13 protein-coding genes are annotated in these 12,586 nt (G+C 55.9%); 6 read left to right on the forward strand and 7 right to left on the reverse strand.

Features of this window, described 5'->3' with window-relative positions:
• Nucleotides 1–1,026: a TrmB family transcriptional regulator gene (locus tag ACYQ04_RS09850; protein ID WP_460129187.1), complete on the reverse strand. Its 1,026-nt coding sequence runs from the start codon at nt 1,024–1,026 to the stop codon at nt 1–3.
• A 131-nt stretch (nt 1,027–1,157) separates the two neighbouring features.
• On the opposite strand from ACYQ04_RS09850, the gene ACYQ04_RS09855 reads away from it, so the two are divergent.
• Together ACYQ04_RS09855 and glmM are read left to right on the forward strand one after the other, a co-directional pair.
• The gene (locus ACYQ04_RS09855) at nt 1,158–1,556 is read left to right on the forward strand and encodes a UPF0146 family protein (RefSeq protein WP_460129189.1); all 399 of its coding nucleotides are present in this window, start codon (nt 1,158–1,160) and stop codon (nt 1,554–1,556) included.
• 22 nt (nt 1,557–1,578) lie between these two features.
• Entirely contained in the window at nt 1,579–2,949 is a 1,371-nt protein-coding gene (gene glmM, locus ACYQ04_RS09860; RefSeq protein WP_460129191.1) for a phosphoglucosamine mutase, read from the forward strand.
• Here glmM and ACYQ04_RS09865 read toward each other — a convergent pair.
• Nucleotides 2,918–3,733, reverse strand: coding sequence for an MBL fold metallo-hydrolase (locus ACYQ04_RS09865; RefSeq protein ID WP_099209577.1), 816 nt, complete (start codon nt 3,731–3,733; stop codon nt 2,918–2,920). The genes glmM and ACYQ04_RS09865 overlap by 32 nt on opposite strands.
• Before the next feature lie 106 nt (nt 3,734–3,839).
• Between ACYQ04_RS09865 and ACYQ04_RS09870 the strand changes: the two genes are divergently transcribed.
• Nucleotides 3,840–5,102: a M20 family metallo-hydrolase gene (locus ACYQ04_RS09870; RefSeq protein ID WP_460130155.1), complete on the forward strand. Its 1,263-nt coding sequence runs from the start codon at nt 3,840–3,842 to the stop codon at nt 5,100–5,102.
• A gap of 18 nt (nt 5,103–5,120) precedes the next feature.
• Here ACYQ04_RS09870 and ACYQ04_RS09875 read toward each other — a convergent pair whose 3' ends face one another.
• The gene (locus tag ACYQ04_RS09875; protein ID WP_460129193.1) at nt 5,121–5,315 is read right to left on the reverse strand and encodes a hypothetical protein; all 195 of its coding nucleotides are present in this window, start codon (nt 5,313–5,315) and stop codon (nt 5,121–5,123) included.
• A gap of 73 nt (nt 5,316–5,388) precedes the next feature.
• On the opposite strand from ACYQ04_RS09875, the gene ACYQ04_RS09880 reads away from it, so the two are divergent.
• Both ACYQ04_RS09880 and ACYQ04_RS09885 read left to right on the forward strand, forming a co-directional pair.
• On the forward strand, nt 5,389–6,510 hold the full coding sequence (locus ACYQ04_RS09880) for a serpin family protein (protein ID WP_460129195.1): 1,122 nt from the start codon (nt 5,389–5,391) through the stop codon (nt 6,508–6,510).
• Nucleotides 6,511–6,539: 29 nt separating this feature from the next.
• A complete protein-coding gene (locus ACYQ04_RS09885; protein ID WP_460129197.1) occupies nt 6,540–7,286 on the forward strand; it encodes an RlmF-related methyltransferase in 747 nt (248 codons plus the stop codon).
• Here ACYQ04_RS09885 and ACYQ04_RS09890 read toward each other — a convergent pair.
• Together ACYQ04_RS09890 and ACYQ04_RS09895 are read right to left on the reverse strand one after the other, a co-directional pair.
• A complete protein-coding gene (locus tag ACYQ04_RS09890) occupies nt 7,272–8,564 on the reverse strand; it encodes an ATP-binding protein (protein ID WP_460129199.1) in 1,293 nt (430 codons plus the stop codon). The genes ACYQ04_RS09885 and ACYQ04_RS09890 overlap by 15 nt on opposite strands.
• A 143-nt stretch (nt 8,565–8,707) precedes the next feature.
• Nucleotides 8,708–9,898, reverse strand: a complete 1,191-nt coding sequence (locus tag ACYQ04_RS09895) for a class I SAM-dependent rRNA methyltransferase (protein ID WP_460130157.1) — start codon at nt 9,896–9,898, stop codon at nt 8,708–8,710.
• Nucleotides 9,899–9,992: 94 nt separating this feature from the next.
• Here ACYQ04_RS09895 and ACYQ04_RS09900 point away from each other — a divergent pair, with 94 nt between their 5' ends.
• Nucleotides 9,993–10,301, forward strand: coding sequence for a DUF5748 family protein (locus ACYQ04_RS09900; RefSeq protein WP_167915214.1), 309 nt, complete (start codon nt 9,993–9,995; stop codon nt 10,299–10,301).
• Between the two features lie 4 nt (nt 10,302–10,305).
• On the opposite strand, the gene ACYQ04_RS09905 is transcribed toward ACYQ04_RS09900, so the two are convergent.
• Nucleotides 10,306–11,430 carry a tripartite tricarboxylate transporter permease gene (locus ACYQ04_RS09905; RefSeq protein WP_460129201.1) on the reverse strand — a complete coding sequence of 375 codons (1,125 nt, stop codon included), beginning with the start codon at nt 11,428–11,430 and terminating at the stop codon, nt 10,306–10,308.
• Nucleotides 11,409–12,572 carry a hypothetical protein gene (locus ACYQ04_RS09910; protein WP_460129202.1) on the reverse strand — a complete coding sequence of 388 codons (1,164 nt, stop codon included), beginning with the start codon at nt 12,570–12,572 and terminating at the stop codon, nt 11,409–11,411. The genes ACYQ04_RS09905 and ACYQ04_RS09910 overlap by 22 nt, the downstream gene beginning before the upstream one ends.
• Between the last annotated feature and the right edge of the window lie 14 nt (nt 12,573–12,586).

A 12,586-nucleotide genomic window follows, 5' to 3' on the forward strand; every position in this document is an offset into this window, starting at 1 on the left:
TCACTCGAGGAGTATGAACTTCTCGCCCTCGACGTCCTCGACGTAACTGCTTATTCCGCCGACTTTCCAGCGGTTGCCACCAGCCTCGATTGTGACGTTGGCCACGAGCGGTGTGTACTCGTAGTCAACAATCTTCCCGTGGAGCTCCACCGGCTCCCTCGTATCGACGAGCTTTCCAACGATTTCGGCCTCCCTCGGAAGGCCAACATGCCTGAGTATCGTGATGAGCGTCCTGACGTTCACGAGCGTCAGGGGCTTTGAGAGGGCATCGTAGTTGATGGGCTTAAGCACCTCGCTGTTGTCGAAGTAAATCGTGTAGAACCAGTGCATGTACTGGAAGACGGCCCTCGGGCTCTTGGCCCAGAAGGAGTAGAACTTCTCCCGCCTCTTGTCCTTGGGAATCGCGCCGAAGAATATCGAGTAGTCCGCGTCGCCGATTATCCAGCTCGCCATGAGCCAGGGGGCACCGCCGGTTCTCGCAAGGAGTATGTTGTCCGCCTTGAGCCAGTCGGGGATTTCATCGGGTAGGTTGGTGATTATCACAAAGATTACGTCCTTTCTGGCCTTTATGTCCCGTCTGAGAAGCTCGAGGAACTCGTAGGGCGTGTTGATTAGAACCTCGTAGCGGGCGGTTCTTATTATGTGCTGGACTCTCTCAAGGGTGTTATCGAAGCCGAGAATCGTCCATATCTCGGGCAACTCCTGGCCGTGGGTCTGTTTGTAGAGCTCGACGAACGCCTCTTTGAGCTTCTCGATGTCCTCGATGAACTCCTCCTTTATGCGCTCGAGGACGACCTCAGGATTAACCGGACGGTAGAGCCTCGGAGTCCCGTGCATAACGTCAACGAAGCCCTTCCTGTGGAGCGAGCTGAGGACGTCGTAGACCCTCGTGTGGGGAATTCCGCTCTCCTTGGTTATGTCGGTGGCCTTGCTCGGGCCGAGCTTGAGAAGGGTTATGTACGCTAAGCTCTCGTACTTCGTGAGTCCGAGCTTCTGAAGCTTCTCAATGATTTCCTCCTCCCTCATTTTACTTCCCCCTGTCTTTCACTAACGATAGTTTATTCATCTTTAGTGGTATATGGTCACGGTAGGTGTATAAAACTTTTGGCTTCAAACCTTTTTAAGGAACGTTTAAGAGGTGGAAACGGTGCTAAAACATGCTCGAAACCCTCGCCGATTTCATAGCACAGAACTTCCCGCGGGGAAAGGCAGTAGAACTAGGCATAGGCTTCCAGACGAAGGTAGCCTTGAGGCTGACCGAGCTCGGCTACGACGTCCTGGCGATAGACTGGAACGAAAAGGCAGTTGAGAACGCGAGGAAAGCCGGCATAAAAGCGGTCCGCGACGACCTCTTCAGACCGAGGCTGGAGCTCTACAAAGACGCGGTGGTTCTCTACTCCGTAAGGCCAACGCCCGAGATAATGAAACCAATCCTCGAACTGAGCAAAAAAACCGGTGTTCCCCTCGTGGTTCTGCCCCTGAGCGGTGACTCCGTGCCCAAACAGATGAGGCTCGTAAACTACAAAGGACTGGCGATATACGTTTATAAGCCGTGAGCGAACTAAAGCCGGTGGTGGTATGAAGCTCTTCGGCACCGCGGGGATTCGGGGAAGGCTCTGGGAGAAGGTGACGCCCGAGCTCGCATTGAAGGTCGGAATGGCCGTCGGAACCTACAGGAGCGGAAAAGCGGTCGTCGCGAGGGACGGGAGGACCTCAAGCATCATGCTCAAGAACGCGGTGATAAGCGGTCTGCTCGCGAGCGGAATGGAGGTTTTAGATGCCGATTTGATTCCGACTCCGGCTCTGGCGTGGGCAACGAGGGAGCACGGCGACGCGGGAGTTATGATTACAGCCTCACACAACCCCCCGACCGACAACGGGATAAAGGTCTTCAACGGCGACGGGACCGAGTTCTACGTGGAACAGGAGAGGGAGCTTGAGGAGATAGTCTTCTCCGGGAACTTCAGGAAAGCCGAGTGGAACGAGATTAAAACGGTTAAACCCCTCGACGTTATAGACGACTACATTGGAGCTGTTCTCGACTTCGTGAACCACGAGACGAACCTTAAAGTCCTCTACGACGGGGCCAACGGCTCGGGGAGCGTTTTGGCGCCCTACCTGCTCCGCGAGATGGGGGCGAAAGTGATAAGCGTGAACGCCCACGTTGACGGCCACTTCCCGGGGAGGAAGCCTGAACCGCGCTATGAAAACATCGCCTACCTTGGGGAGCTCGTTAAAGAACTTGGCGTTGATTTGGCAATAGCGCAGGACGGCGACGCCGACAGGATAGCGGTGTTCGACGAGAAAGGTAATTACGTTGACGAGGACACGGTAATAGCGCTCTTCGCCAGGCACTACGTCGAAGAAAACGGCGGGGGAACGGTTGTTACGTCGATAAACACCGGCTCAAGGATAGACGAGGTGGTTGAAAAGGCCGGGGGAAAGGTCGTTAGAGTCCCACTCGGCCAGCCCCACGACGGCATAAAGAAATACGGAGCCATCTTCGCCGGCGAACCCTGGAAGCTTGTGCACCCGAGGTTCGGCAACTGGATTGACAGCTTCGTGACGATGGCGCTCCTGATTAAGATGATTGACGAGAACGGCCCCCTCTCAAAGCTTGTCTCGGAGATTCCTGTCTATTACCTGAGGAAGGAGAACGTCCCGTGCCCGGACGAACTCAAGGGGAAGGTCGTCGAGAGGGCCAGAGAGGAGCTTGAGAAGGCCTTAGGGGAGGAAATCAAGGAAATCCTCACGATTTCGGGCTACCGCTTCCAGCTGAGGGACGGCTCGTGGGTTCTCGTCAGGCCGAGCGGGACGGAGCCGAAGATTCGCGTCGTCGTCGAGGGGCCGAGCGAGAAGAGAAGGGACGAGCTCTTTGAGCTGGCCTACAAAACGGTTGCAAAAGAAGTGGAAAAGCTCAAACGAAGCGCGCGGGCCTCAAAGTCCTGACTGCTATTTCCCTTTTGTCTATCATGACCTTGAAGCCCTCCTTGGCGACGTAGGTCTTGACGCCCGTTACCGTTTCGATGTACTTTGCCTCCTTGTATGGGTTGGCGAAGTGCATCTTCATACCAATGTGGCTCATTATCAGGACTTCTGGCTTTTTCTCCATGCTCTTGAGCATTTCAACGGCGTCGTCGGTGCTGAGGTGGTAGGGAATTCCCATATCTCTCGGCCGGGTTATCGCCGCTATGAGAACCCTCGCCCCGTCGTGCCACTCTATAAGGCCGTCGAAGTAGGCCGTGTCCGGGATGTAGGAGATGTCGCCGTAGGCGGTCTTCATGCGGAAGCCTATGGTTGTGGGGTCCGAGTGCTGGCTCGGGGTTATGAGGAACTCCTCCTCCCCTATCGCTATCTTGTTGCCCGGCTCTGGCGTGTGGACGCTCTCAAGGACCTCTATGTGGTACTTGCTTATCGCAGGTGTATGAGTCTCGTCACCGTAGACGACGCTCTTCGAGGCTATCAGCGTTCCCCTCTTCTTGAGCGCACCGCCGGTCATGGCCTCGACCATGACCTCGAGGTCGTTGCAGTGGTCGACGTGCCTGTGGGAGACGAAGATAGCATCGAGCCTTCTCGGGTCGAGCTTGTAGCGCCAGCTCCTGACGAGCGCTCCCGGTCCCGGGTCGACGTAAACGTTCCTGCTCGCCCTTATGTGGAATCCCCCCGTGGAGCGGAACTGGGTTATTGTGATGAACCTCCCGCCCCCGCTCCCGAGGAAGGTTATCTCTATCACTCACTCACCTCCGTATCCTCTGCGGACGGTAGGGTTTGGGCGGTGGGGTATATAAGCGCTCCGAAACCGGTTTAAGCTCCGGGGAGAAGTAGTGGCGGTGGTTCTGATGGAGTTCGAAGGGGTTCTGAAGGAAGTTGAAGACCTGAGGGACGAGATGGTAAAGACGCTCGTCGAGCTGATTAAGATTCCGGCCATAAGCCCCGACTACGGCTACGAGGGGGAGTACGACAAGGCCCAGAAGCTGCTTGAGATAATCAGGGACTGGCCCTTCGACAAGGTCGAGGTCTACAACGCCCCGGACGAGAGGGCCAAGAACGGGGTCAGGCCGAACATATTGGCCTATTACTATGGCGAGAAAGGCGAGGAGAGCGAGAGGCTCTGGATTCTCACGCACATCGACGTCGTTCCGCCGGGGGACCTGAGCAAGTGGACCGTTACAGAGCCCTTCAAACCGCTCGTCAAGGACGGCAGGGTCTACGGGCGCGGAAGCGAGGACAACGGGCAGAGTTTGGTTGCTTCGCTCTACGCCGTGAAGGCCATGATGAACCTCGGGATAAGGCCGAAGAGAACCGTCATTTTGGCTTTCGTCAGCGACGAGGAAACCGGGAGCAAGTACGGAATCGGGTGGCTGATGAAGGAGCACCCCGAGCTGTTCAGGGAAGACGACCTCGTTCTCGTCCCGGACGGCGGAAACGAGGACGGAACGTTCATAGAGGTTGCCGAAAAGGGAATCCTCTGGTTCAAGCTCAAGGTCAAGGGCCAGCAGGTGCACGCGAGCATGCCGGACAAGGGCCTGAACGCGCACCGCGTTGCACTCGATTTGGCCTACAACCTCGACAAAAGGCTTCACGAGAAGTACAGCGAGAAGGACGAGCTCTTTGACCCGCCGGAGAGCACCTTCGAGCCAACGATGGGAGGAAACCCGGCCGACAGCCCCAACATAATCCCGGGCGAACACGAGGTCGTTTTCGACTGCAGGGTTCTGCCAAGGTACAGCCTCGACGATATTCTCAGGGACGTCAAAGATGTCGCGAAAGAAGTTAAGGAGAGGCACAGGAAGGAGCTTGACGGGAAGGTTCTCCCCGAAATCGAGGTGGAAATCCTTCAGAGGGGCGACCCGGCACCGCCGACGGACCCGGAGGGCGAGATAGTGAAACTCCTGAAGGAGGCGATAAAGGAGCTACGCGGAAAGGAAGCCAAGGTAGGGGGCATAGGAGGCGGAACCTTCGCGGCGTTCTTCAGGAGGAAGGGAATTCCGGCCGTCGTCTGGGCGACGCTCGACGAAACTGCCCACCAGCCGAATGAATACGCGAAGATTGACAACATGGTCGAGGACGCCAAGGTAATGGCATACCTCGCCCTGCGCTGACTTTTTAATCTATTTAATCTATTTTGTTTCAAACTCGCTTGAAGCAATCGTCAGGTATTTATATTTTCTCGCCGTAAGTAATCCAGTGGTGAGAATGAGAAGGATTCTGGTTCTTATGCTCGTCTTTGTTGTTATTGCATCCGGCTGCATCGCGGGAACCCAGACTACCCCAACATCTGCAGAACAGACAAGCTCACAGACCATTGCAAACACCACCCATGAATCCATGGAACAAGTCCACTCACCGGCAAACGACGTTCTTGACCCGACGAAAACCGAGTATTGCATGAACGTTGTCAATGCAAGCAACCTCTTCGGCATTGGGCTTTACAAGGAGCTCTCAGGTAGCGGCGGGAACGTCCTCATATCCCCCTTCAGCGTGTTCACAGCCCTGAGCATGGTTTACGAGGGCGCCAGGGGCAAAACCGCCTGGGAGATGACAAGGGTCCTCCACCTCCCCAAGAATGAAACCATGCGCAGGGAGGCGTTTAGAACGCTCCTGCTTGACGCCCAAAGACCCTATGGAGTGGAGCTCACAATCGCCAACGCCCTCTGGGTGCAGGAGGGCTATCATCTAAAGGAGAACTATCTTAGGGTCATAAAGAAGTACTACCTGGGCGATGTGCGGGAACTCGATTTCAAGGGAAACCCAGGGGGCGCCGAGAGAACGATTAACGAGTGGGTGGAGGAGAAGACTAACGGGAAGATAAAGAACCTCGTGAGCGGACTAACCCCCGACACGAGGCTGGTAATAACCAACGCAGTCTACTTTAAGGCCAACTGGACGCTCCGCTTCAGTCCAAGCGGAACGCACAACGGAACGTTCACACTCCCAACTGGGAAGGTTGTAACCGTCCCGATGATGACCCAGATTGACAGGTTCAACTACGCCGAGACCGACTCGTTCCAAGTTCTGGAGATGCCCTACAAGGGCTCAAGGTTCAGCAACTTCAGCATGGTGATAATCCTTCCCAAGGACGCTAACGGCCTGAAGGAAATAGAAGAGAACCTCAGCCCGCGGTTCCTGAAGGCCGTTCTCAACTCCCTTAAGCCCGAGGAGGTCAAGGTGACCATACCAAAGTTCAAATTCGAAGGGAGTTACCACTTGGGCAAAGTCCTTGTGAAGATGGGCATGAAGCAGGCCTTCACGGATGGTGCGGACTTCTCGGGAATATCGGAGGAGCCCATAGCAATAAGCGACGTGGTGCACAAGACGTTCATAAGCGTCGCCGAGAACGGCACCGAGGCGGCCGCGGCAACGGCGGTTGTGCTGACCGCGGCCTCGGCTCCTGGGCAACTCCCCGAGTACAAGGTCTTCAAAGCAGACCATCCCTTCCTGTTCCTCATCGTGGACAGGAACAGCGGGCTGATACTCTTCATGGGGCGCCTCGTGAACCCGAAGGGGTGAGCTTTTAAGCTCCTCCTCCAACTTTTTCCATGCCCCTCTGGAAGGACGGAAAGCTCGGACTGCCTGTGAGGGAAGCGGTTAAGCTCTTTCCTGAGCTGGAAAACTACGTGGACGAGCGCGGAAGGCTCGACTTCTCGAACAGGAGGGCGAGGATACTCTACAATAGGGCGATAGCGAAGGCCCTCTTCGGGCTGGAGATAGAATACCACCCGCGCGGTCTCGTAACGCCCCCGATATCGCGCTACCTCTTTCTGAAGACGTTTTTGAGGGGTAGAGAGAAGGTTCTGGAGATTGGAACCGGACACACCGCGATGATGGCGCTTATGGCCGAGAAGCTCTTCAACTGCAATGTAACGGCCACGGAGCTGGACGATGAGTTCTTCGAGTACGCGGGGAGGAACGTCGAGCGAAATCTCGCTAAGGTCAGGCTAATCAAGAGCGACGGGGGAATAATCCGGGGGATAATTCCCGAAGGAGGGCGCTTCGACGTCATCTTCTCGGCCCCGCCATACTACGAGAGGCCGACGAGAGGCGTTTTAACGGAGAGAGAAGGAGTTGGCGGTGGGAAGTACGGCGAGGCCTTCTCGGTGAGGCTGATAGAGGAAGCGAGGGACTACCTACGGCCCGGCGGAAGGGTGGCCCTCTTCCTGCCCGACAAGAAGGAGCTGATAAGGGTTATAGCCGAGAAGGGAGAAAAGCTGGGCTACTCGGTGAGAGACGTCCGCTTTAAAGCTGGGACGCGGTGGAGGCACAGCTTGATACTAAACAAGGCTTAGGAACGCCCACCAAGGAATCATTAGGAGGTTATCCCGAGCCTCAAACTCTTTCCCGATGACTATCCCGAAGTCCGCCCCTGTTCTCTCCATGCTCCTCTTAACCTGAGTATAGCCAGCTTTTCCAAGGCCGACCTCGATAACATAACGCTTTCCGCCCCGCGTGAGGACGAAATCCGCGCCACCTTTTCCGGGTTCGTACTCAAGAACACCCTCCCCTGAAAGGTAGAGGACAACGGCATCCTCAAGCAGGGGAGCGAGTTCAACCACTTCAAACTTGGACAAAAGAGACGCCCTGAGCGAGGGAGCCGAGAACTTGAGCTTCGGACTTCTGCGGATTTTCTTTGAAAGACTACCAATCGGAGGAATTTCAATGAGCAGTCCGCTGGCAACGAAAGCCCTCACGAGTTCGATGACGGTGCTCTTTGATATTCCCAGGGTTTTGGACAGCTTCTCGTAGCTGAAGCGCTCTCCCTTGGGCGTTGCGAGGAGGGTTAAGAGCCTAAGCGCTGAATCCAGCGTCGATGAGTCGAAGTTCCTGAACTCCGGCAGGTCACGGTAGACTATCCGTTCAAGGAGGGAGAAGAGAGCATCGTACGCCAGTCGCTCATCCATCTCAAGCGTCAGGGGAAGTGAGCCGAGCTTTAGATAATTCCCCGCTTCACCGGCATAGCGGGCCCCCAAGGAAAGCGTCCTCTCGAGTTCATCAACTCTGAACTCAAAGAGGGCATCGAGACCAATCCTCTCAACGTCATTCCCGCGAAGGTGGAGGTACTCAACGAAGCTCAGGGGTTTTACGTCAACGTGGATAGCCCTCCTCGCGAGGTCGGGGCTCTCTCTCAGCTTTAGAGCGGACGAACCGGTTGCAATTATCAGGGCCTTTCTCCTGTCGTGAAGAACCTTAAGGGTTAAATCCCAGTTTTCAGCGTATTGAACCTCGTCGAGCAGGAGAACCGGCCTTTTTGGTCTGAAAACATCGAAGTATCGCTCAATGACCTCGTGGAGGGAAAAACCGAGCAGGCGGACTTCATCTGCGGAGATGTAAATCACGTCTGACGTTTGCGAGAGGGTATGGAAGTAGAGCTGAGCAAGGAGCGTTGTCTTCCCAGTTCCCCTCAGGCCAGGTAAGAGGACCGTTCTGGGGTCACCACCATCGAGATAGGCATCAACAAAACCGGAAAGCTCTTCAAAGAGGAGGCGCTTCCTCAGCTTCCTCGCGTACTCGAATCTTGAGGGCAATTCCGCGGAGAGCTTTAAAAGATAGTCCGTTATCTCGACCATGTTCCCACCTATTTTGGTCGTTTGAACGACCAAATAGAAAAGGATTTCGGCCGGTGGAGCGACCGTAATGGGACTCGGACCGTGGGCGTCTCAGCACTCACGCCGGTCTCAGTGGAGGTGCTTTCTCGTCATCGTCCCGAGTTTCAGTGCATATCCTCAACGTAGAGGAAGAGGCACTTAAGGTATTCGGTGTCCTTCGAGGCCATGAGTATCGGGTGGTCCGGGGCCTGGGTTCTGTAGGGCTCGAGCATCTTGAGGAACTTGCCCGCCTTTGCTCCAGCCGCGATGACCATGTCCTTGAAGGCCTGCATGTCAACGTGCTGGGAGCAGGAGCAGGTGACGAGGATTCCGCCCTCCTTAACGAGCTTCAGGCCGGCGTAGTTGACGTTGAAGTAAGCCCTGAGCCCGCGCTGGAGATCCTTCTCGTGCTGGACGAAGGCAGGCGGGTCGAGGATTACAATGTCGAACTTCTCGCCCCTCCTGAGCATCTCCTCCATAACGGGGAAGGCTGAGCCGACGATGAACTTCATTCCGTCTTCAACGCCGTTGAGCCTGGCGTTCTCCTTGGCGGTTTCGATGGCCCGTGGGGACTTGTCAACGGCAACCACTTCCTCGGCCCCGGCAACCGCCGCGTGTATCGCGAAGCCACCGGTGTAGGTGAAGACGTCGAGAACCCGCATGCCGGGCTTGACGTACTTCTCCAGAGCTATCCTGTTCTCGCGCTGGTCGAGGAAGAAGCCCGTCTTCTGACCGCGCATGTCGACGATGAACTTGGCCTTTCCTTCCTCTATTACCGTCCTGTACTTCTCCTTGCCAAGGAGAACGCGCTCGATTTCAGGTAACCCCTCCCTGCGCCTGCTCCTTCCGGTGTTCTTCTCGAAGACGGTCTCTATTTCAGGCTCGACCTCCATTATGGCCTCGGCCAAATCGAGCTTAAACTTCTCCATACCGATGCTCGAAATCTGAAGCGAGGCTATCTCGTTGAAGCGGTCAACTATCAGGCCCGGTAAATAGTCAGCCTCGCCGTAGACCATTCTGTAAGCCTTGTCGTAGCCGAGAACCTTCTTCCTGTACTCGTTAGCCTTCCTAATCCTCTCCTTGAAGAGCTCCTTCGTTATCGGGGTGTCTTTATCTTTAATGAGCAGGCGGACCATTATGTTCGAATTGGGGTTGACGAAGCCCCTGCCGAGGAACTTCCCTCCCCTCGTGTAGACCTCGACTATGTCTCCGGGTTCAAACTCGCCCTCGGTTCTCACGACACCCTTCTTGAAGACTATCATCGCGCCCTTCCCTATGGCCCTCGCCGCCTGGGCGTCAACGATTACCCTCGCCATTCTCACCACCGGAGGGGTTAGAGAAGGGGGTTTAAAAACCTGCCCGGCGATAGGTATTTAACCCCCGGAGCCCTATATTAGAGCGGTGGTTTCTATGCACTTCGACGTTGTAAAGGAGTTCTTGGAAGAGATTGGCGCCGACTGGATTGAGCTCGACGGCGAAATCCACCTCGAGCCCGAGGTCTTCTACGAGGTTTGGAAATACATCGGCCAGCCCGAGCTGAAGACCTACGTCGTCGAGGACGAGGTTGTAGAGCCAGGCTCCTACGACCCGCCCGAGATGAAGTACACCGACGTCAAGAAGATTAAGGTCAAGAAGGTGTACTTCGAGACCCTCGACGGCAAGAGAATCGTGACGGATTACTCCGAGTTCCAGAGGATTATGAAGGAGAAGTCCGCCTGACGTTTCATCTTAGCAGGACCGGGAGCATCAGGGAGCCCATGCAGTTGGTCCTCTTCACCCCGAGGATAACGGCCAGATAGCCAACAATCGATGAAGCCGTCAGCGCGAGCAGGCCCGGAAGGCCATCGAAGAGGAGGGCAAGGAGAATCAGCGACGCCAGAACAGCGAGGTTGATAAACCGGTACGGGAGCCTCGAAAGGGCCCCCGCCAGAAACCTTGCAAGGGGCTCGCCGTAAATGAGAACTGCAAGACCCACGAAGAGCGCAACGAGGAGGAACGCCGGGAGAGCTCTGAGGCTCAGGGGCTTCATCAGCGTTACTATTCCGTTTCTTTCCCTTCCCGTTTTGAGAAAGTTGAGGAAGGCGAAGAGGAAGTTGGCGGTGTTAACGGAGTAGACGATTGCCAGGAACGAGCGCTCGTCCCGGGAGATGAACGAGCCCAGCAAAGCTGCTTGTGATGCCGTGAAGGCCGGAAGAAGGGAAGCCAGCATACCGAAGAGCGTCCCCATGAAAGAAAACAGAGTGAGCCTTTTGGAAGTAATCTCGAGCTCAGGACTGCCGGGTTCTATCCTCCTAGTCCCGGCCAGGAGGGAGGAGACTATGACAGGAACGCCGAAGAACCCGGTGAAGAGGGCATAGAAAGGCTCGTTCAGTGAAAGTGAGAGGATTAGAAGACCTAAAAGCCCGGAGAGGATTATCACGAAGAGCGCGTGGAGCCTTTTCACGCCCTTCTCGGTGAAGACAAGGAGAAGTATTAGGAGCAGTACGGCGAGCTTCCCAAAGGCCGGCCTGTAGAGGGGAGCGAGGCGGAGGTAGAGGGGAACCAGCGGGGGGAAGAAGAGAACCGCCAGAAAGCTCGCGATGAGCGCTATCCTGACGACTTCAAGGCCCTTACCTTTGAGCACGAGCCGGTGAGCCGGCAGAACGCTGAGGGCCGTCTCTTCGTCTGGAACGCCGAGGAAGGTTGAAGGGATTACGTCGAGGAACGTGTGAGTTAATCCCATCGCAAAGAGAACGACCGCGCTCAGGCCGAAACTGCGGAGAAGGGAGGCTAAAGTGTTCACGTGGATTCCTGGGGTTATCCCCGTGAAAGTGCCAAGCAGGAGGCCTAACAGTGCTTCCCGGAGCAAAGGTCCTCACCCGACTGAACTTCAAACGCCGGCTTTCCCCTGTAGGTCGTGAAGAAGCCGTAGGCGGTTACGCTCTCGTTTTCAGCCAGGGAGACGCCAAGCCTCGATGGGAGCTTGAGGAGAACCGAGCAGGTACCGTTGGTCACGTTCGCTACCCCAAAGCCGCTCCTGTAAACCTTTACCCAGGTGACTTTTCCCGAGATTCTCGCAAAGGAGCCTTCGTTGAAGGAGCACATGTCGTTTGGCAGTTTCTCCCGGGGCTTCACGACGGAACAGTTCAGGCAGAACAGACTGGACTTCCGCCTCAGGGCCTCGAAACGAACCGTATCGCCGGTTCTCGCGCTGAAGCCGTAGAGCCTTAAGTCCGTGCAGTTGAGCTTCAGGTAGCGGGAGGTACTTTTGATAACGAGACACTCGCCGGTGGCTATCTCCCCAGTTTCCGCCAGATTGATGGGTTTCTCTTCTGCAGGCCCAAAGACATTAACGTCGTTGAGGGAATCGACGTAGAGGGTAATCGTCGAGTAAAGCCTCACAACGCCGAGGATTTTGACGCGAAGGCCCGGCCTGAGGAAGAGACCGTGGGGGAGGTAAACCCTGAACTCCTCGCTCCCGTTCCAGACTGCTGCGGGGTTTCCACCGTAGAGAACGACGCCCTCAAGCGGGTAGGGCATGCCGTTTTTGGGCTCCTTCAAATAGCCGAGCTCCTCAACATTGAGGGGATAGAACTTCGAGCCGTAGGTCAGTCCCTCAAGCCTTACGAGGCTCCCCTTCGGAACGTTGAGTGCGTAGGCAAGGCGGACCTTCGAAGGGGTTAGCAGGAGGGGGCCGCTGGAGTACCAGTAGGCTCCTTCGATACTTTCTAAGGGAAACGTCGCGTTTGCAGGGACTACCGTGGAGACGTCCACCCAGAGACCGCGGTGGGTTGCCCTGAGCCTGCCCTCGACGGTGTAGGCCTTTCCGAGCTCCAGAGACTTTCCGAGTGCGACCGTTACGGTGCCGTTGTAGAGAACTGATAGGGAGCCGGAAGAGTAAACGCAGAGGCCGGTGAAGGAGTCTTTCTCAGGAGAGTAACGGCTAAGCGCAAGGGAAACGATGAAAAGTGAGGACAGCAGGACGAATACCAATAATCGCCGCTGAACCATTGAAAATAGTAAGG

This window comes from Thermococcus prieurii (genome assembly GCF_054657655.1).

Bases quoted from the DNA above. Each gene is read 5' to 3' on its own strand.
- ACYQ04_RS09850 (WP_460129187.1), bottom strand. From the start codon at position 1,026: ATGAGGGAGGAGGAAATCATTGAGAAGCTTCAGAAGCTCGGACTCACG.
- ACYQ04_RS09855 (WP_460129189.1), top strand. From the start codon at position 1,158: ATGCTCGAAACCCTCGCCGATTTCATAGCACAGAACTTCCCGCGGGGA.
- glmM (WP_460129191.1), top strand. From the start codon at position 1,579: ATGAAGCTCTTCGGCACCGCGGGGATTCGGGGAAGGCTCTGGGAGAAG.
- ACYQ04_RS09870 (WP_460130155.1), top strand. From the start codon at position 3,840: ATGGAGTTCGAAGGGGTTCTGAAGGAAGTTGAAGACCTGAGGGACGAG.
- ACYQ04_RS09880 (WP_460129195.1), top strand. From the start codon at position 5,389: ATGAACGTTGTCAATGCAAGCAACCTCTTCGGCATTGGGCTTTACAAG.
- ACYQ04_RS09885 (WP_460129197.1), top strand. From the start codon at position 6,540: ATGCCCCTCTGGAAGGACGGAAAGCTCGGACTGCCTGTGAGGGAAGCG.
- ACYQ04_RS09890 (WP_460129199.1), bottom strand. From the start codon at position 8,564: ATGGTCGAGATAACGGACTATCTTTTAAAGCTCTCCGCGGAATTGCCC.
- ACYQ04_RS09895 (WP_460130157.1), bottom strand. From the start codon at position 9,898: ATGGCGAGGGTAATCGTTGACGCCCAGGCGGCGAGGGCCATAGGGAAG.
- ACYQ04_RS09900 (WP_167915214.1), top strand. From the start codon at position 9,993: ATGCACTTCGACGTTGTAAAGGAGTTCTTGGAAGAGATTGGCGCCGAC.
- ACYQ04_RS09910 (WP_460129202.1), bottom strand. From the start codon at position 12,572: ATGGTTCAGCGGCGATTATTGGTATTCGTCCTGCTGTCCTCACTTTTC.